General features: G+C 35.7%; 17 protein-coding genes and 1 pseudogene. 12 read left to right on the top strand and 6 right to left on the bottom strand.

The features are described 5' to 3' along the window. Positions 1 to 28: 28 nt before the first annotated feature. Positions 29 to 904, bottom strand: coding sequence for a cytochrome aa3 quinol oxidase subunit II (qoxA, locus tag J4P91_RS09155; RefSeq protein WP_017150011.1), 876 nt, complete (start codon positions 902 to 904; stop codon positions 29 to 31). 283 nt (positions 905 to 1,187) lie between these two features. Beyond that, on the bottom strand, positions 1,188 to 2,606 hold the full coding sequence (locus tag J4P91_RS09150) for an amino acid permease (protein ID WP_207993765.1): 1,419 nt from the start codon (positions 2,604 to 2,606) through the stop codon (positions 1,188 to 1,190). A gap of 439 nt (positions 2,607 to 3,045) precedes the next feature. Here J4P91_RS09150 and J4P91_RS09145 point away from each other — a divergent pair, with 439 nt between their 5' ends. The 8 genes from J4P91_RS09145 to J4P91_RS09110 all read left to right on the top strand — a co-directional run bounded on the left by J4P91_RS09145 (position 3,046) and on the right by J4P91_RS09110 (position 10,845). Further along, positions 3,046 to 3,759, top strand: a complete 714-nt coding sequence (locus J4P91_RS09145) for a C39 family peptidase (RefSeq protein WP_207993764.1) — start codon at positions 3,046 to 3,048, stop codon at positions 3,757 to 3,759. Between the two features lie 150 nt (positions 3,760 to 3,909). Beyond that, positions 3,910 to 5,085, top strand: coding sequence for an amidohydrolase (locus tag J4P91_RS09140; protein WP_207993763.1), 1,176 nt, complete (start codon positions 3,910 to 3,912; stop codon positions 5,083 to 5,085). Between the two features lies 1 nt (position 5,086). Continuing rightward, a complete protein-coding gene (locus J4P91_RS09135; RefSeq protein WP_017150015.1) occupies positions 5,087 to 5,284 on the top strand; it encodes a DUF3311 domain-containing protein in 198 nt (65 codons plus the stop codon). Further along, positions 5,281 to 6,753, top strand: a complete 1,473-nt coding sequence (locus J4P91_RS09130) for a sodium:solute symporter family protein (protein WP_207993762.1) — start codon at positions 5,281 to 5,283, stop codon at positions 6,751 to 6,753. Before J4P91_RS09135 ends, J4P91_RS09130 begins: the two co-directional genes overlap by 4 nt. Before the next feature lie 121 nt (positions 6,754 to 6,874). Continuing rightward, on the top strand, positions 6,875 to 8,344 hold the full coding sequence (locus J4P91_RS09125) for a spore germination protein (protein WP_026049079.1): 1,470 nt from the start codon (positions 6,875 to 6,877) through the stop codon (positions 8,342 to 8,344). Position 8,345: 1 nt separating this feature from the next. Further along, a complete protein-coding gene (locus tag J4P91_RS09120) occupies positions 8,346 to 9,461 on the top strand; it encodes a GerAB/ArcD/ProY family transporter (RefSeq protein WP_207993761.1) in 1,116 nt (371 codons plus the stop codon). Next, a complete protein-coding gene (locus J4P91_RS09115) occupies positions 9,445 to 10,629 on the top strand; it encodes a Ger(x)C family spore germination protein (RefSeq protein WP_207993760.1) in 1,185 nt (394 codons plus the stop codon). The genes J4P91_RS09120 and J4P91_RS09115 overlap by 17 nt, the downstream gene beginning before the upstream one ends. Positions 10,630 to 10,698: 69 nt before the next feature. Continuing rightward, positions 10,699 to 10,845: a hypothetical protein gene (locus J4P91_RS09110; RefSeq protein ID WP_207993812.1), complete on the top strand. Its 147-nt coding sequence runs from the start codon at positions 10,699 to 10,701 to the stop codon at positions 10,843 to 10,845. Positions 10,846 to 10,957: 112 nt separating this feature from the next. Here J4P91_RS09110 and J4P91_RS09105 read toward each other — a convergent pair whose 3' ends face one another. Genes J4P91_RS09105 through J4P91_RS09095 form a run of 3 tightly spaced genes read right to left on the bottom strand, consistent with a single transcriptional unit; the run spans position 10,958 to position 13,312 of the window. Further along, positions 10,958 to 12,358, bottom strand: coding sequence for a nucleoside recognition domain-containing protein (locus tag J4P91_RS09105; protein WP_207993758.1), 1,401 nt, complete (start codon positions 12,356 to 12,358; stop codon positions 10,958 to 10,960). Beyond that, a complete protein-coding gene (locus J4P91_RS09100) occupies positions 12,336 to 13,058 on the bottom strand; it encodes a FeoB small GTPase domain-containing protein (RefSeq protein WP_017150022.1) in 723 nt (240 codons plus the stop codon). Before J4P91_RS09100 ends, J4P91_RS09105 begins: the two co-directional genes overlap by 23 nt. Further along, positions 13,055 to 13,312 (bottom strand): FeoA family protein, encoded by a 258-nt coding sequence (locus J4P91_RS09095; protein ID WP_207993757.1) that lies wholly within the window; start codon positions 13,310 to 13,312, stop codon positions 13,055 to 13,057. Before J4P91_RS09095 ends, J4P91_RS09100 begins: the two co-directional genes overlap by 4 nt. 513 nt (positions 13,313 to 13,825) lie before the next feature. Here J4P91_RS09095 and J4P91_RS09090 point away from each other — a divergent pair. The 4 genes and pseudogenes from J4P91_RS09090 to J4P91_RS09075 all read left to right on the top strand — a co-directional run bounded on the left by J4P91_RS09090 (position 13,826) and on the right by J4P91_RS09075 (position 17,341). Further along, a complete protein-coding gene (locus J4P91_RS09090) occupies positions 13,826 to 14,728 on the top strand; it encodes a phosphate ABC transporter substrate-binding protein PstS family protein (RefSeq protein ID WP_207993756.1) in 903 nt (300 codons plus the stop codon). Between the two features lie 71 nt (positions 14,729 to 14,799). Next, complete coding sequence (gene pstC / locus J4P91_RS09085) at positions 14,800 to 15,690, top strand: phosphate ABC transporter permease subunit PstC (protein WP_026049081.1); 891 nt, start codon at positions 14,800 to 14,802, stop codon at positions 15,688 to 15,690. A 2-nt stretch (positions 15,691 to 15,692) separates the two neighbouring features. Then, positions 15,693 to 16,610, top strand: coding sequence for a phosphate ABC transporter permease PstA (gene pstA, locus J4P91_RS09080; protein WP_017150026.1), 918 nt, complete (start codon positions 15,693 to 15,695; stop codon positions 16,608 to 16,610). Between the two features lie 206 nt (positions 16,611 to 16,816). Continuing rightward, positions 16,817 to 17,341, top strand: a pseudogene (locus J4P91_RS09075) (P-loop nucleotide/nucleoside kinase family protein). A 78-nt stretch (positions 17,342 to 17,419) separates the two neighbouring features. Here the strand turns inward: J4P91_RS09075 and J4P91_RS09070 are convergent. Then, complete coding sequence (locus tag J4P91_RS09070) at positions 17,420 to 20,464, bottom strand: efflux RND transporter permease subunit (protein ID WP_207993755.1); 3,045 nt, start codon at positions 20,462 to 20,464, stop codon at positions 17,420 to 17,422. Between the last annotated feature and the right edge of the window lie 604 nt (positions 20,465 to 21,068).

Raw genomic sequence — 21,068 nt, 5'->3', positions numbered from 1 at the left:
TCACTCCAATCTGTTGGAATATTATCTGTTACTTTTTGTTTTTATAGTAGTTGTAATCACAGTATTCAAGTGATTTTGGATCTACATACTTTAAGTGGTGACTAGAGAATGTCATACGCCCTACTACACCAGGTTTAATGATTTCGTTATATTTTTCTTCTGTAAGTGGTTTAGCAGTTTCTTTTACTTCTTTTACCCACTTGTCATAATCTTCTTTTTTCTTTGCTTCAAGCTCAAATTCCATGTGAGTAAATCCTTCACCAGAGAAGTTTGAACTACGGCCAAGGTAAGAACCTGGTTTATCAGCTTGTAGGAATAAATCCATAATCATGCCGTCCATTGTGTATTTCATACCACCAAGTTCTGGAACCCAGAAGGCGTTCATTGGACCAACAGATGTTAATTTGAATTGAATTGGTGTACCAGCTGGTACGTTTAAATAGTTAACGGTTTCAATATTTTCCTCTGGATAACTGAATAACCATTTCCAGTTGGCAGATGTAACATAAATCTCAACTGGTTTAATATGCTTAGACTCTTTTGGCACTTCTTCCGATGCATAAGTAGCTTTTACCGTTGGAATTGATAATGCAATAACGATAATAACTGGGAAGAGTGTCCAAATAATTTCTAATAATGTGTTACCGTGTTGATCAGGAGGCTCATAGCCCATGTTTTCTGGTTTTTCACGATAACGAATCAAGATGACTGTAAACAAGATGAATACAATTGCAATAATCAACATCATAAGTACGAATGACCAAACGATCAAATCATACTGTGCTTTTGCAACAGGTCCCTGCGGGTTTAATACTGCAAGTTTTTTCTCACAGCCACCGAGGAACAAGAGTAGTGATAAAGGAAGAAGTGAAGCCAACTTCCAAAACGATTTCTTTAGTTGCACGATTGAAAATCTCCTTTCTCCTTGGATTGAAACTATGCCAATAAAACAATATAAACCTATTAATTTATAGAAGGCAATAGTTTTTGTCATATTGTTAAAAAATAGACACAAATGCACACTTTTTACGGTGAATATCATTTGTAACTTGATAACATTGTAAACTATTTTTCAGGTGAAAACATGATTGTAAAAATTTTAAGATAATTAAAGTTATACCAAGATATCCAAGAAATAGAAAAAAACTATCTTATCATAAGATAAGATAGTTGAATATTTTATATATTTAGTTTATTTCTTGCGCAATATTTTGTTGCTTTTCAAATGTGACAACTTTTTTATATTTAATTTGATACAAAATGTAACAAATAATCATAAATGGAATCCCACAATAAAGAGCAATACGCTGATCTGGAATGAAAGCTAAACTAACGAATGTGATAAAATTTAAAGAGAAAGCTACAATTGGGACAATTGGATAAAGTGGTGTACGATATTTTAAATCGTTTACATTGCCGCCGTTCTTTATAAATTCTCTTCGAAAGAAAAATTGTGAAGCTGCAATTGACATCCAAACAACGACTGCTGCCATAGCTGCAATAGATGTTAGTACTAAAAAGACTGTATCTGCTGCAAATACACTTGTTAAAAGAGAAAGACTTGCAAAGAGAAGGCTGAAAATTAAAGCGTTTAATGGTACACCCTTTTTTGTTAGTTTTGTAAAGAGAGGGCTAGCCATTCCTTGTTTTGACATGGCCCAAAGCATACGGGAATTTGCGTATAGTCCAGAATTCGCTACAGATAACACAGCGGTAATAATAACAAAGTTCATAATGTCTGCTGCATATGGAATGCCAACTGTATCAAAGACAAGTACGAATGGACTCTCAACAAGATTAGCTTCCTGCCACGGGAGTAAGCCCACGACAACTGCAATTGCTAATACGAAAAAGAATAGAGTACGCCAAATTGTATTTTTTATTGCCTTCGGAATGGTTTTTTCAGGATTTTCGCTTTCACCTGAAGCAATCCCAATTAATTCTGTTCCTTGGAATGAAAAATTCACCGTAATCATTGTAAAAAGAACAGCTAGGACACCATTTGGAAATAGTCCACCATTTTCCGTGAAGTTATGTAGCATAGGTGCTGGCTTTCCGTTGAAATCCAAGAATCCAAACATAACAGCGCCTCCAAGTATGATGAAGACAACAATTGTTGAGACTTTTACACTTGCAAACCAAAACTCCGCTTCTGCGTATGCTTTTGCTGATAAAGCGTTTACGATGAACAGTACTGCTGCAAATGTAACACACCAAATCCATGAAGAAACATCTGGAAACCAGCGCTTCATTAAAATACTGACAGTTGTTAGTTCAACTCCAACTGTAACGGCCCAGTTTAGCCAATACATCCAACCAACGACAAATCCAAAACCAGGTGAAATAAATCGGCTTGCATAACTTTGAAATGAGCCTGCTTCTGGCATAGCAACGGATAATTCTCCAAGGCAGAGCATTGTTAAATACATAACAAAACCACCAACTAAAAATGCAAGAATAGCTCCGCCAGGTCCAGCGTTATGGACAATTTGTCCTGATCCCATAAATAGTCCTGTGCCAATGACACCTCCGAGTGCAATCATAAAAAGGTGTCTGCTCTTCATTGTACGTTTTAAACTAGTTTGCTCTGTAGTTGTTTGATTCATATTCCCTTCACCCCGTACTTTTCCCTTGTTTGTTTTGCTCAATAACTATTGAGCTTGCTTCGTTTCACTAATCATCAGTGGGGGATAAAAAACATACTGATTGTAGTTTTTCTTTATGTTCCTATACGAATGGATTACGTATATTTTCTGGGTGCGTGATTAGTAATAAAAAAACAACAGCGAAATGATTAGTGTTCCTTGAGCTTTTGTTTTGTGATTGAAAGAAATACATTTTTCCTTAACCATGTAAACATTTTTAATTCTAGCAAAATATTCTGAAAATGTATATTTATTTTTCTTTTTATTACAAAAAATAAGAATTTTAAAACATTTAAACCGAATAATAATTCAAATAATCTTTCTAGCAAACTAGGTAGAAGAAAGGTACAATAACAAGAGTAGTGTTTGGTAAAAATAATGATGTAATGGAGTTTTGAATATGTTAAAGAAATTCAAATATATATGTCTTGTAGGGATTATACTTGTTGTTGCTATTTTTGTAGGGAAAAATAAAATTCTTCAAAAAGTACAAGAGTTACGAGTGGATTTTTTGTTTGATATGAAAGAAACAGCTATGATTGAAAATGTTTCATTCATAAAACAACTTCCGGAACTGCAGCGAGGTTGTGAGGTTACAAGTTTAGCGATGTTATTGCAGTATAAAGGTGTGCAAGTGGATAAGATGCAACTTGCAAGCGAAATCAATCAAGTTCCATTTAAAGAAAATAATCTTCGCGGAAACCCTTATGAAGGATTTGTTGGAAATATTTACACAAAATCTGAACCGGGTTACGGTGTTTATCATGGGCCGATTTTTAAACTTGCAGAAAAATATGTACCTGGCAAAACGATTGATTTAACAGGAAGAGAGATTGACGATATATATAAAGTCATTAGCTCAGGCTCACCAGTATGGGTAATTGCGAATACAACGTTTCAACCGTTAGCTGAGGGTAGTTTTGAAACGTGGAATACCAATACCGGAGATATAAAAATTACATATTATGAGCATAGTGCAGTTGTTGTTGGATATGATCAAAACTTTGTATATATTAATGATCCGCTTGCTAGTAATCCAAATAAAAAAGTTTTACGTACGCAATTTGAAAAAGCATGGGAACAAATGGGGAAACAAGCGATTACTATTCTATAAAAATAAAAAAGCTATCTAATTTAGATAGCTTTTTTATTTTTGTGTGAATGAAGTACAATTGTAAAAACGTAAAAATTCAGAATATTATTTATTTTATTGAGGATTCAAGCTATAATAACATTTAACTTGGTGAAGAAAGGAAGAGGATAGATGGATGTAGCAAAAGAATTTGTTCTTTCAAAAAATCAATTAATAGAATGGAGAAGACATTTTCATCGGTATCCAGAATTGTCTTTTCAAGAAGAAAAAACATCTCAGTTCGTATATGACATACTTCAAACAATCCCTCATCTAGAAATCTCAAGACCGACAAAGTATAGCATCATGGCAAAGTTAATTGGCAAAAAACCCGGTAAAACAATTGCGATTCGAGCAGATATGGACGCACTTCCCATTCAAGAAGAAAATCAGTTTGAATTTGTTTCTACATATCCAGGAGTGATGCATGCATGTGGACATGATGGTCACATTGCCATGCTCCTTGGCACTGTAAATGCGCTAGTAGGGCAAAGAGAAAAAATTAAAGGTGAAATTCGTTTTCTATTTCAACATGCTGAAGAAAATTTTCCAGGTGGTGCTGGGGAAATGGTTGCAGCAGGGGCGATGGAAAATGTGGACTATATTATCGGAGCGCATCTTTGGGCTTCTTTAGAAGTTGGCAAAGTTGGTGTAATTTATGGTCCAGCGATGGCAGCACCCGATGTCTTTAAAATTACAGTAGAAGGAAAAGGAGGGCATGCAGGTATTCCTCATGAAACAGTTGATAGCATTGCGATCGGTACACAAGTAGTTTCGCAACTACAGCAAGTCGTATCACGCCTTACAAATCCGTTAGATCCCCTCGTTTTATCGGTCACGCAATTTCATGCTGGCACAACGCATAATGTAATTCCAGAACAAGCAAAGATTGAAGGAACTGTCAGAAGTTTAAAACATGAATTACGAGAACAAACAGCCAAGCAAATTGAAAAGTTTGTTAAACATATTACGGAATCTTATGGCGCAAATTATACATTTTCATATGAGTACGGCTATCGTCCAGTTGTAAATGATGAACAAGTTACACAACTTGTCGAACGTACGGCACTAGAGCTCTACGGAAGGGAACGAGTAGTACGGCTACAGCCGACGATGGCAGGAGAAGATTTTTCGGCCTTTTTACAAGAAGCACCAGGTACATTTTTCTTTATTGGTGCTGGGAATAAAGAAAAGGGGATTGTATATCCGCATCATCATCCTCGTTTTACAATTGACGAAGATGCGTTGCCAATTGGGGTAGAAGTTTTTGTTTCATCTGTTTTGAATTTTATGAGAAAAGGAGAATGAGATGAAAAAAATACATGTACTAGCACTTATTCCAGTTCTTTGTTTAGTTGTTGGACCAGTGTTTACAAATTCAGTTACTCCTTATGTATTCGGGATGCCATTTTTATTATTTTGGATTTTACTTTCTGTATTTATTACATCTTTTTGTATGGGATTTCTGTATTGGTTAGACCCTGCTAATAAGGAGGGAACGGAATGATAGCACTTATTATTATTACTTTGTTTTTGTGCTTTTCTTTATTTTTAGGAATTCGGGCACAGCGCGGAAAAGATATGAACTTAGAACAATGGTCTGTTGGAGGAAGAGGATTTGGAACGATTTTCGTCTTTCTTCTTATGGCTGGAGAGATTTACACGACTTTTACATTTTTAGGAGGGAGCGGCTGGGCATATAGTAAAGGTGCTCCTACATTTTATATTTTAGGATATGGAGCATTAGCATATATCTTATCTTACTTTTTATTGCCACCGGTTTGGAAATATGCAAAGCAACATGGGCTTATTTCACAACCGGATTTCTTTACAAAAAAATATAATAGTAAGGTACTTGGAATTATCGTATCGATTATCGGTGTTGTTTCTATTATTCCGTATCTTGTGTTACAGCTAAAAGGATTAGGGATTATTGTTTCTGAAGCTTCGTATGGAAAAGTATCACCAGTTTTTGCAGTGTGGATTGGTGCGATCACAATTACGATATATGTCATGATTTCTGGTATACACGGCTCTGCTTGGACAGCTGCATTAAAGGACATTATGATTTTATTTATCGTTATGTTTTTAGGAATATATTTACCGTATCATTATTACGGAGGATTTCAGCCGATGTTTGAAGCGGTAGAAGCAGCAAAGCCAGGATTTTTAGCTTTACCTGAGGAAGGGATGAGTATTTCTTGGTTTGTTTCTACTATTATATTAACAGCATTAGGTTTTTATATGTGGCCACATACATTCGCTTCAGCTTTTTCGGCAAAAAGTGAAAAAGTCTTTCGAAAAAATGCGGCAATTATGCCGTTATATTCTTTAGTGTTACTTTTTGTATTTTTTGCTGGCTTTGCTGCTATTTTGCAAGTGCCAGGATTACAAGGAGCGGATGCAGATCTATCGTTATTTCGCCTTGCTATTCAAACCTTTGATCCGTGGTTTATTGGTATTATTGGTAGTGCTGGATTATTAACAGCCTTAGTACCAGGTTCTATGCTTGTTATGGCAGCTTCCACGTTACTTGCAAAAAATATTTATCAGGTATTTGCTCCATCTGTTTCAAATCAGCAGGTGACGAGAGCGGCAAAATTATTTGTTCCTGTCGTGACACTTGTTGCTGTATTCTTTACATTTAAAGGCGGGGAAACAATCGGTGCACTTCTTCTTATGGGATATAGTATTGTTACACAGCTTTTTCCTGCAATGGTTTGTAGTTTGTTTCATCGGCAATTTGTAACAAAACAAGGAGCAATTGCTGGAATGGGAGTTGGATTATTAGTAGTTGCTTATATTACATTGTCTGGTTCGACTATATCTAGTATGTTTCCATCCTTTCCGCAATATATTAAGGATTTAAATGTAGGTATTGTTGCGTTATTGGTAAATGTTACTGTTATGTTAGTAGTGAGTATGGCGACTAGAAATATTGAAGTGAAGCACAATTCCACCGTGTTAGAGAAATAGGAACGGCATGTAATGAAAAAAGCTATCTCACTTTAGTGAGATAGCTTTTTTCATTGTATATATTTTCCCGGGATGGAGAAATATAACGGTAACGTCTTGAGAGGAAAGCTGGGTGAGGAATATGACGAATTTAGAGGCAAACTTATCTGCAATTACAAAATCTATTCGAGAAACACTACAGTCTCCTAATGATTTAACTGTGCGAGAGTTTTCACTTTCTTGTTCATCTACTCGGTGTGCGGTTGTTTTTCTATGTGGGCTTACAGATAAAGACTTAATTTATCGGTTTGTCATCTGGCCATTACAGCATGAAGAGATTCCAAGTAAAGCCCCAATCATGCAAACCTTATTAGATAGATTTATTTCTATAGGCGAAGTAAATACAGTAAAGACGTTGTCAGATGTTATTAATTCTGTTCTAGTAGGAGATACCATTGTTTTAATTGATGGAATACCTAATGCATTAGTGATTAATAGTAGAGCGTGGGAAAGACGAAGTTTAGAACCACCGATTACAGAAAATATCATTCGAGGTCCTAAGGTAGGGCTCACCGAGGATATTGCAACGAATAAAATGTTAATCAGACGTGATTTACGTGATCCGAAACTTCGATTTCAATCTTATATTATGGGGAAGCGTTCTCAAAAGGAAGTTACATTAATTTATATTGAAGACATCATTAATCCATATATTGTAGCCGAATTAAATCGACGATTGCAGTCAATCGAAACAGATATGATATTAGATTCTGGAAAGATTGAGCACCTGCTTGAGGATAATAACTTGTCTCCCTTTCCGCAATTTTTAAATACAGAAAGACCAGATAGGGCGGTAGCTGCTTTAGCGAAAGGAAAAGCGGTCATTTTAGTAGATGGATCACCGTTTGCGGTTATTGCACCTATGGTTATTGTTGATATCTTTCAATCGCCAGAAGATCATTTTGAAAGATGGATTATTGGTACATTACTAAGGGGGCTTCGTATGATAGCTGGACTTATGGCAATCTTACTTCCCGCAGTATATGTTGCTCTTGTTTCCTATCATCAAGGTCTCATTCCATCTAATCTTGCGTATTCGATTGCTGGAGCAAGAGAAGGGGTGCCATTTCCTGCCTATATTGAAACCATCATTATGACATTAACAATGGAATTAATTCGAGAGGCGGGGCTTCGTTTACCGAAGCAAATCGGACAAACCGTTGGGATTGTAGGAGGACTTGTTATTGGAGAAGCTGCGGTAAGCGCTGGGATTGTCAATCCTTTTATGGTTATTGTAATCGCCGTTACGGCTATTGCTACCTTTTCTTTGCCTGTGTATAGTATAACGATTACATTCCGTTTTTTGTTATTTGCGTTTATTTTAGCAGCTACTATGTTTGGACTATATGGGATTATTTTAGCGCTAATTGCACTAGCAATACATATGATGAATCTAAAAAGTGTTGGAATTCCGTATTTTACGCCACTAGCTCCTGCTTTTTATAAAGATTGGAAAGAAGAAGTGGCATTGTTACCAGAGGCAACGTTAAAGACAAGACCTGAATATTTACAGACCAAAGATGAAACATTACGTTCAAAGGAGCGAAAGTGAATTGAAACCGTTTGAATACGGAGATGAAGAAATTGGATCTCGAGAGCTAATGTTTGCAGTGTCTTCAGTCATTATTGGTACAGGAGCGCTTTCGATGCCTCGTGTAATTGCAGAAAAGACGCTTTTTTTAGACGGCTGGATCATACTACTTCTTGGTGGAACGATTTGTGCGTTCCTTGCTTGGGTTATTACAAAAATAGCGAATTTATTTCCAAAACAAACGTTTTTTCAATATACAAGTACATACTTATCAAAACCCGTAGCCTTCATTGTTACAAGTATTATGGTGTTAACGTTCGTTGGCGTTACTGCGTATCAAGCGCGAGCAATTTCAATTATTTCACAAACATACTTATTTGGTAAAACGCCTATTGAACTTTTATCATTTTTTTACTTACTTGTTGTTATCTATGGAGTAAGTGGTTCTAGAGCGGCATTGCTCCGCCTTAATTTGTTATTTTTGCCAATTGTAGCGAGCGCCATTGTGGCTTTATCTCTATTAAATATAAATTTAATGGATACTCATAATTTGCTTCCGCTTTTCCAAACAAAATGGAGCCAATATGCTCTTGGGATGAAGGAATCGATATTTACATTCATTGGATTTGAGATCGTTTTATTTTATTCTACAATTGTGAAGCAAAAAGACAAAGCGCCTTTAGCTGCTGCCAAGGGAGTAATGATTACTAATTTACTATATGTCCTCATCTATCTCACTTGTATTATTGTCTTTTCTTATTCTACGACGAGAAGTTTAACGTATCCTGTTATTGAGTTAGGAAAGGAGATTGAAATTGGTGGAGGGTTTTTAGAACGTTTTGATGCCATTTTTTTTACGACTTGGATTCTTACAATTTTTAATACGACTGCTATGTATTATGACGTTGCAGTAATGGCTTTTTGCTCGATGTTTCCTTCTATTAAAAAGAAAACATTTATTTTTGTAAGTGCACCGATTATTTATCTATTTAATATGCTTCCTGAAGATGTTACGAAGTTAACGGAGTATGGTGTCTACTTAGCTTGGGTTAATATGGCATGCATTATCTTTGTCCCTGTACTTGTCTTCATTATTTATAAGCTCAAAGGAGGCAAGAAGAGTGAATCGTCTTCATAAGTGTATTTGTTTTATTGTTTTGTTTTTATGGATTAGTGGTTGCTCAGAACGAAAAGAAATTGAAGAGAGAGGCTTTGTTGTTGGCGTAGCTTTTGATGTTGCGAAAGAAGAAACGGAAAGTGAATCAAAGAGACCAACTCGTATGAAAGGGACATATCAACTCGTATTGCCAAGTGCGTTAGCGCAACAGGGAGGAAAAAGTGGAGGTGGAGGTGGGGATAATTATATCAATATTAATGCAACTGCTGATAGTGTTTTTGCACAAATTCGAGAGATATCCAAAAAAATTAGCCGTTCTTTGTTTTTCCCACATATTCAAGTTATTGTTTTTTCAAAAGATTTATTAAAGCAACAAAACCTTTTAGAACAAACGTTAGATGTCTTTTTTCGTGATCATGAAATGAGGAGGAATATTCGGATTTTTGTTTCTAAGGGACGCGCAGAGAAGGTTTTGCAACAAAGTTCTAAACCGGAAAATTTTCCAGCAAAATATATTGATTTATTGGCAGATCATGCAGACGCTAATGCATTTATGTTAGAAGCAGTTCGTATTGGTGATGTACAAGAAACGATAACTGCTAAAAGAAGTTTTGTACTTCCAATTTTACAATTAACGAAACAAGGTGTAAAAATGGAAGGGGCTGCTGTGTTTAAAGGGAAGGATAATAAATTGATCGGCCTTTTAACCGGAAAAGATACGCAAGGGTTAAATTATATAATTGGAAAGAAAGCGAGTGGTTTTGTGACCATTCGCAAAGAGAAAAAAACGTTCACCTATGAAATTCACAAAATAAGACGAAAAATACATGCTTCTTTCGCAGAACCACGTCATCCGAAGTTTACAGTTGATATTTATCCTGAAGGTGTACTAGCAGAGGTTTATTTAGGCGGGGATGGAAAGGCATGGAGTGAAAAGCAAATGAAGACATACATTTCTAAAGAGATGGAAAGTATAGCGATGAGGACGATAAAAAAAATGCAAAAAGATTTTAAAACAGATGTTCTTGAGTTAGGAGATTATTATAAGCGGCATAATTATAAAGAGTGGAAGAAGATAGAGAAAAATTGGGATAGGGGAAAAAACTATTTTGCTCAGAGTGACATTGTTGTTCGGGTTCATCCAGTGGTAGAACATTCAGGTTCTTTGGTGCCAAAAGGTGGCCAGTAATGTGGAATTGAGAATCTTCTATTGATATTTTCCGTGTCTTTAAATGTAAATAGGAGCGATAGTAATAATATGAAAATGCCTTCTATGTTGACGATTATAAATACGATTTTGATGGGGATTATCCCATACGCTGTTTATTTTTTGAATAAAAAAATTAAAAAATATGGTGCACAACCGTGGGAAAATCCAAATGAAGATGAAAAAGGAAGCCCATAGATTGGGTTTCCTTTTTATTCATCCCGCTATTTGAGGGCAGTAAAAGCCTGATTGGTGAAAGCTGTCCAACAGTGGGGAATGAAGAAAATCCCCTACTGTTGGAAGTTTCATTTTATACAAGCCCTAACCAATGTACCAATTGAGTTGTGAGGAATGTAACAACAATGGCGATAACGGTAGGGATTGCAAACGATAGAAATGTCCATTTTGGACTTTTTGTTTCTTTATATATGTTAACTAGTGTTGTTCCGCATGGGAAATGAAGTAGTGAGAACAACATTGTGTTTAACGCAGTTAACCAAGTCCAGCCATGTTCTAAGAACAAGTTTTTAATTTGATTTAAATCATCTAGTTCGGTTAAAGCGCCCGTTGATAAATAAGACATTAACAGAATTGGGATGACAATTTCATTGGCTGGCAAACCAAGGATGAATGCAGCTAGAATAAATCCATCTAGGCCGAGTAATTTTGCAAATGGATCTAAGAAATTCACAAAATACATAAGTAGGCTTGTATCGCCAACATAAATATTTGCTAATATCCAAGTTAATACAGCGGCAGGTGCAGCTACGATAACCGCACGTTTTAAAACATATAATGATTTATCAAGTGTGGAACGTACAATAGTGTTCCAAATTTTTGGCTTACGGTATGGTGGTAATTCTAACGTATAGTGAGTTGGGACACCTTTTAAAGCGGTTTTTGATAATACCCAAGATACGGTTAATGTTACGATAACCCCAATTATAACCATTCCGACTACAACACCTGCTGTAACAAGTGTTTGCATACTACCGGTATATCCAGCAGCCATAAATAATGATGCCATTAATATTAATGTAGGCCAACGTCCATTACATGGAACGAAGTTGTTAGTTAAAATCGCTAACATACGCTCGCGTGGTGATTCGATAATACGTGTTGACATAATAGCAGCAGCGTTACACCCAAACCCCATTGCCATTGTTAATGATTGTTTTCCGTGAGCGCCAGAACGTTTGAATAAACGATCCATGTTAAAGGCAACGCGCGGTAAGTATCCATAGTTTTCTAATAGGGCAAACATAGGGAAGAAAATAGCCATAGGTGGTAACATAACGCTAATTACAGCTCCAGTACCACGGAATAAGCCGAGAATTAAGATGCCGTGTAACCAAGTTGGTGCGTTCATTGCTTGAAACCAAGCGGTTAAATGACCTTCTGCCCACCCGAAAAATTCAGCAATCATATCAGACGGCACGTTAGCTCCGGCAATTGTAAGATAAAAAATAATAGATAAAATTCCGAGCATAATTGGAAATCCGAATATAGGAGAAGTGAAAATTTTATCTAGCTTCTCTGAACGGTATAGCTTATCGGTATTCGTGTATTGAACAGCTTCCTTACATATATTTGCGGAAGTTCGATAAATATCACCTACAATATCATCTCGTATATCCTCTTTTGTAAGTGTTTGTGCATGCTGAACAATATAATCTAATGGAAGAGCTTTACTGGCTGAGTGAGATTCCATTTATGACGACCTCCCTTACAAGCGGCTCCTTATGATGTTTTTGGAGTGCAGCTAGAAAATTTTTATCTCCATCTAATATACGGAGTGCTACCCAGCGGGCGGGATAAGTATCTCCAAATACCTTATAGATTTCTGGTTCTAATTCTTGAATCATACTTTCAATTTGTTCATTATAAGTAATTTGAACTGGTGTAGGAATTAATTTTTTATTTGCTACTTTAGCAATTACATTTAGTAAATGGCCGATTCCAACTCGGTTTCGAGCAGAGATTTTAATTACAGGCACTCCAAGTGACTTTGCTAATTTTTTTTCATCGATGACAATTCCTTTTTTTTCAGCCTCATCTATTAGGTTAATGCAAACTACAACGTCTTTTGTCATTTCCATAACTTGCAGTGCTAAGTTTAAATTTCTTTCCATCGCAGTTGCATCTACAACAACGACGGTTACGTCAGGTTTTTCAAAAATGATATAATCGCGTGCTACTTCTTCATCAGTAGAATTTGAATAAAGGGAGTAGGTTCCTGGTAAATCAATAAGGGTATATACACTTCCGTTATGTTCATATTCACCTTCTGCTTTTAACACTGTTTTTCCAGTCCAGTTTCCAGTATGTTGTTTTAATCCTGTTAATGTATTAAATAATGTGCTTTTCCCAGTATTGGGGTTTCCTGCTAGTGCAATGCGATGTTTTTTCATTCTGAATCATCTCCTATTAATCTTCCGAAAATAAGGGAACTTTCTTCACTACGCAGTGCAATGGTTGTATTGCTCACTTGATAAGCGATTGGATCTCCGAGCGGGCTTTTTTGCAATACTTTAATAATAGCTCCGGGAATAAAGCCTAAATCTAATAAGCGACGTTTCATAGTTCCTTCTAATTTTATCTTCTCGATTTGTACAAACTGCCCTGTTTGGAAATTTGAAAGGGGTTTGATATTAGCCGATACCATAAAAGTTACCTCTTCTCTATATTTTTAGTTTCGGTTTAAAAAGTTTGCCGAGGGAAACTTTTTGCTATTAATATAGTAGACTACATTGAATGATGTTGTCAATTGGTACTTTAAAAATATTCAATTATTTTTAGAATTGTTCCAATTTATTTTGTTGTATCGAAAAATATTACTGAAATTATGTGGGGTAAATGTGGAGTAATATCTATAAAGTTTAAAAAATGAAGGGATTTGTAAATGTATTTTTAATATCGGTAGTGAAAAACAGGATTTTATTTACGCTAAATTTACATTATTAAAAGTAAATTTACAATACGAGCTATTTTGTGTGGATTCTTTTGGTTTTTTAAATAAAAAGACGTGAGATATATAGGTTTTACAGTATGTTACCTCTCTTTACTTAAAATTAAAAATTACTTAACACTAACACAATATTATTGTCATACAATGAATTTGTGTTCGAAAGAAGTAGATGAATGTGAAAAAGCTATAATCCAAATGGGGGTACAAGACATGGTTATGAAAAAAGGTATTAAATTTTCGTTAGCGGCATTAGTGGTTGCTGGTGCTTTAGTTGGGTGCGGAAAATCAGAAAGCACAGGTAGTGAAGAAACTGCTAAAGGTAGTAACGATGTAAAACAAGAAATGTCCGGTACAATTGCAGCAGCTGGTTCTACAGCTCTTCAACCTCTTGCTGAAGAAGCAGGGAAAAAATTCATGGAAAAGAATCCAAACGTTTCTATTCAAGTTCAAGGTGGCGGTAGTGGAACAGGGATTAACCAAGTAGCTTCCGGTGCGGTTCAAATCGGTAACTCTGATGTTCCGGCTGCAGATAAAATAAAAGATCCAGAAAAAGCGAAAGAATTAGTAGATAACAAAGTGGCGGGTATTGCATTTGCACTTGTTGTAAATAAAGATGTGAAAGTCGACAACTTAACTGTGAAACAAGTACAAGATATTTTCAGCGGGAAAGTTACAAACTGGAAAGAGTTAGGCGGTAAAGATGAGAAAATTAACGTAATAAACCGTCCGGCATCTTCTGGTACACGTGCTACATTTGAAAAAACAATTATGAAAGATGCGAAGATTAATGATGGAACAGGTACAACACAAGATTCTAACGGTGCGGTAGAACAAGCTATTAACTCTACTCCTGGCTCTATTAGTTATCTTGCAATGTCTTATATGGTGGGCGATAAAAAAGATGCATTGCAAACTGTAAAGATTGATGGTACAGAGCCGAAAGTTGAAAACATTTCCTCTGGTAAGTATCCATTCTGGTCTTATGAGTACATGGTAACAAAAGGGGAAGCAAAAGAAGCTACAAAAGCTTATATCGATTATGTAAAAGGTAAAGACTTCGAAAAACAAGTTGAAGATATGGGTTATATCCCAATGTCTAAACTGAATAAGTAAAACATTTAACGGGGCTGGCTGCGAGGCCAGTCTTGTTCATTTCAATCTATGAAGTGGGGTTATGTCCTGTGATGAAGGGGAAAAAACAAATTAACTACGTAAAAAGTGAATATATCGGAAGAACGCTTGTTACGTTTTGCGGTATATTTATTGTTCTTGTTACATTAGCAATTATTGCATTTATTTGCGGGAAAGGAATTCAATCCTTTACGCAAAGTGGTATTTCATTTTCTGAGGTATTGACGTCAACAAAATGGAATCCGAATGCTGATCAGGGATCATTTGGTGCTGTTATCTTTATTGTTGGTTCAACGCTTGTTTCATTAGGTGCAGTTATTATTAGTGCACCAATCGCACTTGCTCTTGCGATATTTATGAATTTAATTTCACCAAAGTTTGGGAATAAAGTATTAAAGCCTGTTTTGGAATTATTAGTTGGAATTCCTTCGGTAGTATATGGTTTATTAGGGGTTACCATTTTAGTTCCGCTTTTACGTGATTCATTCGGTGGTGTTGGTTTTAGTTTAATTGCTGGTATTGTTGTATTAAGTATTATGATTTTACCTACGATTGCTAGTATTGCTTCTGATGCAATACGTTCAGTTCCATTTGATTACTTGGAAGCCTCTTATGGTTTAGGTTCGACGAAATGGCAAGCGATTAGCCGTGTTATTGTTCCGGCTGCAAAAAAAGGTATTTTAACAGGGATCGTTCTAGGGTTAGCTCGTGCTTTTGGCGAAGCGTTAGCGGTTCAAATGGTAATCGGAAACACTGTTAAATTGCCTGAAGGAATATATAGTCCAACGGCGACATTAACAGGTATTTTAACAATGGATATGACGAATACGTTAAATGGAACTGCCTGGAATAACGCTTTATGGACATTGGCAATGATATTACTTGTTATTTCATTCCTATTTATTTTAGTAATTCGAGCAATTGGCCAAAGAGGTGAACGATAACGATGAATGCAAGAAAAGTAAATAATATTTGGACGGGTATTTTATATGCAGTTGCGGCGTTTGTAGTAGCTTTACTTGTTTTCTTAGTATACGAAATTTTGCAAAAGGGATGGGGATTTTGGGATCCAAGTTTCTTGTTTGGAGAACCAAGCAATACAAGAGCTGGAGGTGGAATTGGTCCGCAATTATTCAACTCTTTCTATATGCTTGTTATTACCTTAGTCATTTCCATTCCACTTGGATTAGGAGCAGGGATTTATCTTGCGGAATATGCAAAGCAAGGACGTTTTTTAGGTTTTGTTCGCTTATGTATTGAAACGATGGCATCATTGCCTTCTATCGTTGTTGGATTATTTGGTTTGTTAGTATTTGTTACAATGACAGGCTGGGGTTATACGGTAATGGGTGGTGCACTTGCATTAACAATTTTGAATTTACCAGGTTTAACACGTGTGTGTGAAAGTGCAATTACAGAAGTTCCATCTAATGTAAAAGAAGCGAGTCTTGGACTTGGTGCAACAAAATGGCAAACGATCGTGCGAATTATTATCCCGACATCATTGCCGCAAATTATTACGGGAGTTATTTTAGCGGCGGGTCGTATATTTGGTGAAGCGGCAGCGTTAATTTATACAGCGGGATTAACATCACCGATTTTAAATTCTGCAGCCGATTTTTCAAGTCCTGCACACCCGTTGAATCCATTTCGACCAGCTGAAACATTAGCGGTTCATATTTGGAAATTAAACTCTGAAGGGATTATCCCTGATGCGAAGCTAATTGCAACAAAATCAGCAGCAGTATTAATTATTATGGTATTACTGTTTAATATCATCGCTCGTTTTACTGCGTCTGTACTTCATAAGCGTTTTACGGGAGCGAAAAAATCTCGTAAAACAACAAAAGCAAAAGCAGCTTAAATGCTTGTACCCTATATTGATAAAGGGCTCTCTGTTTAAATAGGCAGAGAGCTTTTTTGTTTTGTTCTGTTTTGTAGGGGAGGAGAGAATATGGGGAGTAATGTTCTTCGATTAAAAGTGATTGTTCCTATGGTAAAATGATGTATATGTAAATATGTGTATGAGTTTTGATAGAAAATGAAAATATAAGGAAGGTGTGCTTTCTCATGTATTTTCTTCAAATGTCAGGTTTTCCGGGTTCAGGAAAATCAACTCTTTCTAGATGCATAGCGAAAAATACAGGTGCAATTGTGAGTGATCATGATATTGTGCAAACGGCCTTACTAGAGTCGTTGGAAACTCGTCAGATTGAAACAACGGCCGCAGGTGGAATTTCGTATGAAATCGAATGGGCCTTAATAGATTTTTATTTAGCACAAGGGCATAGTGTGATATTGGATAGCCCGTGTTTTTATACAGAAATGGTGGGAAAGGGAACTGCATTGTCTCGAAAACATCGCGTCAAATATAAATATGTTGAATGCTATCTCGATAATATAAAAGAAATTAATAATAGGCTTAAGATATGAGAACGAATGAGAAGTCAAATCGAGAAAGTGAAATCTGAAGAAACATTTAAAGCGTGGCTAGATGGTAGTAAAAGGCCATCTGATTTTACATATCTTATTGTAGATTCTGGACAACCGTTAGAAGATTATATAAATAAAGTGATGACTTATATGAATGAGTAATCATGAAGTTATAAGTATATATTAATAATAGAAAGAAAAAAACGTTATCTTCTGTTCTGAAGATAACGTTTTTTCTTATTAAGCTTTTGGTGTATCTATAGAAGAGTTCACTTTTCTACGTGAGCTTCGTTTTTTACCGGATTTATCTAACAATTCGTACATAACAGGGACGACAACTAGTGTGAGTACAGTTGAAACTGCTAAACCACCAATTACGACAACGGCTAAACTTTTAGACACCATACTACCTGCTTGTGATTGACTAAATAATAATGGTAACATCGCTACTATTGTTGTAATAGCTGTCATAATAATTGGTCGTAGCCTTGTAGAACCTGCTTCTAGTAAAGCTTCCCGCGTCGTCATGCCATGTTCTCTATTTTGTTGAACACGTTCTATTAGTACGATGGCATTTGTAACTACAATACCAATTAGCATCAATGCGCCGATGAGTGCGTTTAAATCGACTGGTGTTCCTGAAATGATTAATCCTAAAATACCGCCAACGGCAGCTAGTGGTAAAGAGAATAAAATCGCAAATGGAGCGCGTGCTTGCCCAAAAGTAATGACCATAATTAAATAAACAATCCCGATTGCGATACCCATGATTTTGAATAAATTTGTAAAGTCTTCTTGCATAGATTCAGTTGCACCAGCAATATTAACTTTCGCTCCGTTTGGTAGGTCTAATTTTGAGATAGCTGTGTTCACTTCTGTGTTTACTTTACTTAAATCTTCATTTATTGCTTCGGCAGTTATTTGAATGGTTTCTTTCCCGTCTTTATGGAAAATCTCTGTTTGTAATTGTTTTTCTGAAATGGTTGCAATATCTTTTAAAGGAATCGGTCCATTTATAGGTGATAGGATATTTGTGTTAAGGAGATCATCCTTCTTATTTATATTTTCTTTCTTATGTTCTAGCATAATGGTTGTTTTTTCATCGTTAATTGTAATTTGTCCAACGGGTGATTTCTTCATAAGGAATGAAACTTGTTGTCCTGCTGTTTCTGGTGTCAATCCAACTTGTTCTGCTTTCGTTTGATCAATATGAATTTGCCATTCTTTTTTTGTTTCTTCGATATTTGTTTTTACTTTAGAAAGACTGTCTATACTTTTTAATTTTGTTTCAACGATATCAGCAGCTTTTTTTAAATTTGTCTCATTGTTTGCTGTCACGTTAAATTGCAAGTTGTTTCCACCACCAAAATTAGAATAGCTTGTTTTTATATAATCGAATTCAGCTGGTCCGAAATCTTTATGCTCTTTTTTAAATTTTTCGACATATCGATCAATATCAGATCCTTTTTTGAAGACTACAAATATAGATGCAAGGTTATTTTTAGTTGTTTGTCCCCACTGTGCATCTTCAGCGCTTGATCCCATTCGTAAGATAACGTCAGTTACATCACTGTTAGAAAGTAATTTTTTTTCGAAATCAAAGGCTTTTTGCTTTCTAGACTCAAGATCGTAATTTGTTGGGAATGTCATATTAATTGAAAGCATCGTGTCGTCTTCTGATTTTATATTTGCCTTCGGTAGTAATATATAAGCCGCAATTGATCCAGCAAATAATAGGAAGGAAGAGAATAAAATAATAAACTTATGCGAAAGTGCCCATTTTAAAGTAGCTGTATACCTTTTTGAAGATTGTGGTTTGCGTTGCCGTGTTTTTTTGAGTAATAAAAACGCCATAAGTGGAACAACTGTTAGTGCGACAACTAATGAAGAAAGTATAGAGTATACAACTGCTAATACCATAGGTAACATAAGTTTACCAATTGAACCTGATACAAGACCAATAGGTAAAAAGACGGCGACTGTTGTTAATGTCGAAGAGGTAATAGCAACGGCAACCTCTTTTGTGGCATCTAGAATGATGTCTTTTGAAAAATGGTCTTTTTGTAAACGCCGGAAAATATTTTCAATGACAACAATGCTATCGTCAACGAGTCGTCCAACAGCAACTGCTAATCCCCCAAGGGTTAAAATGTTTAACGTAACATTAGATTGATCAAGTAAAAAAAGTGTTAGTAAAATTGATAACGGAATGCTAACAACAGCAATAAGAGTTGTTCGAATGCTACGTAAAAAGACTAAAATGATAAATGTCGCAGCGATTGCCCCTAAAATTACTTCTTTTCCCATACTTATTACAGCGTTTTCGACTTGTTCGTGAGTAGAGGATAGTAACTTAATTGTGTAAGTATCCTTATATTCTTTGCTTATATCTTTAATTTTTTTATCGATTTCTTTCCCGATTTCAACTGCATTTTTGCTAGGTTCTTTCATAATAATTAATCCAGTTCCCTCTTCACCATTTATATGTGAAATGGTGTCATAATGTTGTTTTTCTTCTACTTGAGCTATATCCTGTAATTTTACTTGAGGTGCAAGCGCTATGTTTTTTATTTCATCTACATTTTTTACATTTCCAATGATGCGAAGGGTGTGGTCTTCGTTATTTACTGTGACCTGTCCAGCTGGAGCGGAAGTTTCTTTTCCTTGTAAAGCAGTTAATACTTGCTGAGGTGTCACATTTTTGTTTTTCATTTGATCTGGATCTAGCATGATAGATAGCTCGGATGTTGATTTGCCGAAATACATGACGTTAGCAACGCCATCGATATTTTCAAGTTGTGGGATGATTTCTTTTTCAATCTGTTTTTCATCAGCTTTTGTAAAACCATTCTGTTTTTGAATGGTAATCTGTGCAAGTGGAATCATAGAGGTATTAAGTTGGCTGACGACGGGTTTTGTAATTTCTTTTGGGAAATTTACGTTGTTAGTGATTTTTTCGACTTCGCGTGCCGCATCTTTCATATTAGCTTTAGATGTGTATGCGATATCGATACGCGATAAACCTTCGTGAGTAGAAGAAGTAATCGTATCAACGTGTTCCAAATTTCGAAATTGTTTTTCAAGAGGTTCGGTTACTTCTTTTGTCATCGTTTCAGCATCGAATCCTTGAGATAATGTAGTAACAGTTATCGCGGGGTTATCGACGCTCGGTAGAAACTCCATTGGTAATTTGGATCCAGAATAAACGCCGAGTACTGAAATGAGAAAAACCATGATGATAATGGCGGCACGGTTTTTTAATGAAAATTTTGTTAACCTATCCATAAAATTAATTCCTCCGTTTAAGTTGTATTTTGGTCTACTTCGTTACTATATAACAAAATCTAGATATTTTTCATTAATTAAATGTAAAAAAATTCTAAATTTATTCTTAAGTAGGAGAAGTATGGTATGAAGGTTATCTTGTAATTATGGTTTAGAGGAAGTTGGTCTATTAAATATGAAGTAAATGAGACTTTTATCCTGCTGTTTTCGAACAGTAACACTTCCACCTCGAAATTCAGCAGAATCAAAGAAGTTAGGTGGAAGATGACCTGTCTGTAAAAGCCCGATTGGTGAGGGCTAATAATCAGTAGGGGATGGAGACCCACACTGATTAAAGTTTCGCATTATTAGGTAATAAACTTTTTTATATTTTTTTAAAAAAACACTTGTGATTTAAAAATAAGGATGGTATATTAATAAACGTCGCTGATGCGAAACGGCAGAAAGCGAAAAAATAAATTAAAAACTTAGTTGACATCGAAAAACGAAGATGCTAACATAAGGAAGTCGCCAATCGGCGATGGACAAGTTCTTTGAAAACTGAACGAAACAAACAACGTGAAACGTCAATTTTTATTTTAGATGCTAGACAAACTAACTTTAT

This window comes from Bacillus sp. XF8, assembly GCF_017498755.1.
Classification (GTDB): domain Bacteria; phylum Bacillota; class Bacilli; order Bacillales; family Bacillaceae_G; genus Bacillus_A; species Bacillus_A bingmayongensis.
This window is presented reverse-complemented; position numbering and strand designations above follow the sequence as displayed.

What these genes read in the sequence shown, in the direction of transcription:
- J4P91_RS09150 (WP_207993765.1), bottom strand. Translation starts at nt 2,606, where the DNA reads ATGAATCAAACAACTACAGAGCAAACTAGTTTAAAACGTACAATGAAG.
- J4P91_RS09145 (WP_207993764.1), top strand. Translation starts at nt 3,046, where the DNA reads ATGTTAAAGAAATTCAAATATATATGTCTTGTAGGGATTATACTTGTT.
- J4P91_RS09140 (WP_207993763.1), top strand. Translation starts at nt 3,910, where the DNA reads ATGGATGTAGCAAAAGAATTTGTTCTTTCAAAAAATCAATTAATAGAA.
- J4P91_RS09135 (WP_017150015.1), top strand. Translation starts at nt 5,087, where the DNA reads ATGAAAAAAATACATGTACTAGCACTTATTCCAGTTCTTTGTTTAGTT.
- J4P91_RS09130 (WP_207993762.1), top strand. Translation starts at nt 5,281, where the DNA reads ATGATAGCACTTATTATTATTACTTTGTTTTTGTGCTTTTCTTTATTT.
- J4P91_RS09125 (WP_026049079.1), top strand. Translation starts at nt 6,875, where the DNA reads ATGACGAATTTAGAGGCAAACTTATCTGCAATTACAAAATCTATTCGA.
- J4P91_RS09110 (WP_207993812.1), top strand. Translation starts at nt 10,699, where the DNA reads ATGAAAATGCCTTCTATGTTGACGATTATAAATACGATTTTGATGGGG.
- J4P91_RS09105 (WP_207993758.1), bottom strand. Translation starts at nt 12,358, where the DNA reads ATGGAATCTCACTCAGCCAGTAAAGCTCTTCCATTAGATTATATTGTT.
- J4P91_RS09100 (WP_017150022.1), bottom strand. Translation starts at nt 13,058, where the DNA reads ATGAAAAAACATCGCATTGCACTAGCAGGAAACCCCAATACTGGGAAA.
- J4P91_RS09095 (WP_207993757.1), bottom strand. Translation starts at nt 13,312, where the DNA reads ATGGTATCGGCTAATATCAAACCCCTTTCAAATTTCCAAACAGGGCAG.
- J4P91_RS09090 (WP_207993756.1), top strand. Translation starts at nt 13,826, where the DNA reads ATGGTTATGAAAAAAGGTATTAAATTTTCGTTAGCGGCATTAGTGGTT.
- pstC (WP_026049081.1), top strand. Translation starts at nt 14,800, where the DNA reads ATGAAGGGGAAAAAACAAATTAACTACGTAAAAAGTGAATATATCGGA.
- pstA (WP_017150026.1), top strand. Translation starts at nt 15,693, where the DNA reads ATGAATGCAAGAAAAGTAAATAATATTTGGACGGGTATTTTATATGCA.
- J4P91_RS09070 (WP_207993755.1), bottom strand. Translation starts at nt 20,464, where the DNA reads ATGGATAGGTTAACAAAATTTTCATTAAAAAACCGTGCCGCCATTATC.